Genomic DNA, 3,069 nt, shown 5'->3' on the forward strand with positions numbered 1-3,069 from the left:
GGTCAGCCTGATCTTGTCGGAGACGTTCAGGCTTGGGTGTCAAACGGGTGATCGTTGCAGCCATGTGGGAAACCCTTGTATTGGCGTCTATTAAGTCACACAGTGAGTGAACTAGTAGTCACACAGTGAGTGACTTAATAGCAAGCTATTTTTTGGCGGTTTTCCGGGGAAATTGCTCATTTTGGGGTGAAGTTATCCACGCCAGATATAAATAGATAAGATTCTCTTCCCCTGTAGTCCCCTTCTCAAACGGTGGAAAACTGCCCTTTTTCCTATCGTGACAGGTCACGGAAATGGGCAATTCCGTATTGCTCAGGAAGGGGGAGGGGCTGGCTAGTGGGTGCGCCAACCACGGGTCTTTCCGTCAGTTCCACGAATCAGGCACCAGTGACTCCCCTTGTCGTCAGTTTCGGCAGTAAACCCCTCGACAGTGCAGGAGGCGAGGGACTGCAAGGAACCCGCATCATCAAGCCGTTTCCCAGCTATTCCGCTTCTGGTGTTGGCCCACGACGCGGCTGCATTGGCGTCTAGGGCGGCTTCCCTGCCAACGTCATGTCCGGTGGCCCAGCCGTCACGATGCCCCAGCCAGTAACCCGCTATCCACCCGCCAGAGACCAGAAGAGCCGCGCAGAGGGCAGTCCAGATCATCAGGCGTGGTTTCGATACCGCAAACGCTTCGGACGCATCTATGGCCGTCTGAGAGGCTTTTTCGGCAGCGTCCTTGATCGTCACGCATTGGTTTTTTTGCTCTTGGGCCAGCTTCTCCATTTTGGTGCTGGCGGCGGTGAGGTTCCGTTCTAGCTGCTGGAATAGGGCGAACGGGTCTTGCACGTCCTCCATGTCAGTGCTGCTCATCATTGCCCCCTTGTTCGGTCAGAGAGAGGGCTGGGAGGCGCGAAAACGTCTCAAAGGCTCGTTTGTCTGCTGGACGCTCTAGCCGCTTCAAAAGGGCTTCAATGGTTCGCACGCCACGTTCATCAGTTTCAGCCAGTTTTACCAAAGCACCCCCCAGAATGTAGTTCTGACGGTCTCGCAGTTTTCCTTCTGCTTTGGCGGCTGACTTCTGGGCCTCTCTGATGCGCTTTTTTTGTTCAGCAATGATCTTTTTGGCGTTCTCAATCTCTTTTGAAATATCGCTCATAATAGCCTCATGGTGTGGGTTATCCTTGCCAACAGAATACCATATTTCCCTTGATGCCGTGAGGTATTAAGGGCGCAGTTACGACTTGCACAAGTGCAAGTCCTGCGTCATGGTGGCTTCGCCCCCCTGAACCCCCCGTTTTACGCCAAAAGAAAGAGAACAAATCCGTGGCAATCTATCGCGCCGAAACGAAACCGATCAGCCGGAGCGCAGGACGTTCTGTTGTTGCTGCTTCGGCTTATCGTTCGGGCGAAGATTTAACCAACGAACTTGACGGGCATCAGCACGATTACACCCCCCGGCAAAACAGCGTTGCACACAAGCAAGTTTTCATTCCGGGGGGTGGAACTGCCAGCCGGTCAGAGTTGTGGAATGATGCCGAACGAGCCGAGAAACGGAAGGACGCCCGCACCGGCAGAGAATGGGTGGTTGCCCTTCCGCATGAACTCACCAGCGACCAGCGGGCGGAGCTGGCCGACAGCTTTGCCCGTGAGCTGGTGGAGCGTTACGGGGTGGCCGTGGACGTGGCGGTGCATCTGCCGGGTGCTGAAGGTGACGACCGAAACCACCATGCCCACGTCCTGACCACCACGCGCACGGTGGAGCGTGGGGCAGACGGCAAGCTGGTATTTGGCGACAAAGCCACCATCGAACTGTCCGACAAGAAGCGGGCCAGCATGGGGCTGGGCAAGTCGGCCGATGATGTGACCGAGATCCGCCAGCTATGGGCGAACCTTGCCAACAATGCCCTTGAGAGGGCCGGACAAGAGGCCCGCATAGACCACCGCAGCAACGCAGAGCAGGGGCTTGATCGTGTGCCAGAGCGCCACATGGGCCAGAACGTGGTGGCCTTGGAGCGCAAGGGGCGCAGGACGCCAACAGGCAACCACAACCGCCAGGTGAGAGCGGAGAACGCACAACGGGCCGAGGTGATAGACTTCGCCCTGGCGAAGATGGAGCGGGCCATAAAGGCCATGCGTGAAGGGCTGGACAAGGTGGCCGAGGCACTCGACCGGCTTGCCCCTGCGCTCCAGCAGAGGCGCCAGCAGGCCGAGGAAAAGGCCAACCGCTGGCTGATGTTTGCCAAGGGGGTAGGAGCCGGGGCCACGAAGAAGGCCGAGGCCGACCGGCTGCAACGCGAGAAAGAGCAACGCATAGCCGCCGAGAAAGAGCGTCAGCGGGCTATCGAGAAGGCCCGCGAGGAAGCAGCCCACAAGGAGCGCTTGCGGGCCATAGGCAACCAGCGGGGCAGAGAGAGCAGCCGAGGGCGTGGCCGTTAAGGGTTTGTTCCCGGTAGAACAAACCCTTAAAAACCCCTTAACAACCCTTAGACAAACCGCCTTCCATCAGCACCAGCAAGGGGGGCGCTTCTTCCTGCGCTACGTCCCGTTCAGAGCCGGTCAGGTGCGTGGCCACGTTGGGGTTCATGAAGTAGTGAACCATACCCGGCCCCTTCATGCCGCCCAGTTTCTTGCGTGTGCGGCTTATGGCTTTGAAGGCCACCAGTTCGGACATGATTTCACTGATGGTGCGTGACGGCTGACCAATTTTCTCGGCTATTTCCTCACGGTTCAGCAGGATTTCTCCGGTGTCAGTTCGCAGGTGCTTGAAGCACAGCGCCCAGACCCGCAGCGCGGTCAGAGGACGCTTGGAGTGTTCAGCCAAATAGTCCACCACGATTGCGTTCTGTTCAGGGCTTAGCATGACGAATGTCCATCTCTTGCGGCTGGCTGTTTGGCGGTCGATCAGGCCGATGACGGCACGGAAGGCATCGGCTGGCATCTGCTCCTCAAAGGGGAGCAGGGCTTGCCTCAAAAGGTCAGCCTGATCTTGTCGGAGACGTTCAGGCTTGGGTGTCAAACGGGTGATCGTTGCAGCCATGTGGGAAACCCTTGTATTGGCGTCTATTAAGTCACACAGTGAGTGAA

At 57.6% G+C, this 3,069-nt stretch carries 4 protein-coding genes; 1 reads left to right on the forward strand and 3 read right to left on the reverse strand.

Features of this window, described 5'->3' with window-relative positions; translation table 11 throughout:
• Positions 1 to 333: 333 nt before the first annotated feature.
• Both HKD24_RS14900 and HKD24_RS14905 read right to left on the reverse strand, forming a co-directional pair.
• Positions 334 to 732, reverse strand: a complete 399-nt coding sequence (locus HKD24_RS14900; protein WP_194260945.1) for a replication protein — start codon at positions 730 to 732, stop codon at positions 334 to 336.
• Between the two features lie 109 nt (positions 733 to 841).
• Positions 842 to 1,141, reverse strand: coding sequence for a mobilization protein (locus HKD24_RS14905; protein ID WP_166123747.1), 300 nt, complete (start codon positions 1,139 to 1,141; stop codon positions 842 to 844).
• Positions 1,142 to 1,308: 167 nt separating this feature from the next.
• Between HKD24_RS14905 and mobQ the strand changes: the two genes are divergently transcribed.
• Positions 1,309 to 2,421, forward strand: coding sequence for a MobQ family relaxase (gene mobQ / locus HKD24_RS14910; RefSeq protein ID WP_194260946.1), 1,113 nt, complete (start codon positions 1,309 to 1,311; stop codon positions 2,419 to 2,421).
• A gap of 37 nt (positions 2,422 to 2,458) precedes the next feature.
• Here the strand turns inward: mobQ and HKD24_RS14915 are convergent.
• Positions 2,459 to 3,069: hypothetical protein (locus HKD24_RS14915; RefSeq protein WP_228124486.1), on the reverse strand; the 611-nt coding region annotated here is incomplete at its 5' end.

The sequence above is a fragment of the Gluconobacter vitians genome, from assembly GCF_015244565.1.
Lineage (GTDB): Bacteria > Pseudomonadota > Alphaproteobacteria > Acetobacterales > Acetobacteraceae > Gluconobacter > Gluconobacter vitians.

Bases quoted from the DNA above. Each gene is read 5' to 3' on its own strand.
- HKD24_RS14905 (WP_166123747.1), bottom strand. From the start codon at position 1,141: ATGAGCGATATTTCAAAAGAGATTGAGAACGCCAAAAAGATCATTGCT.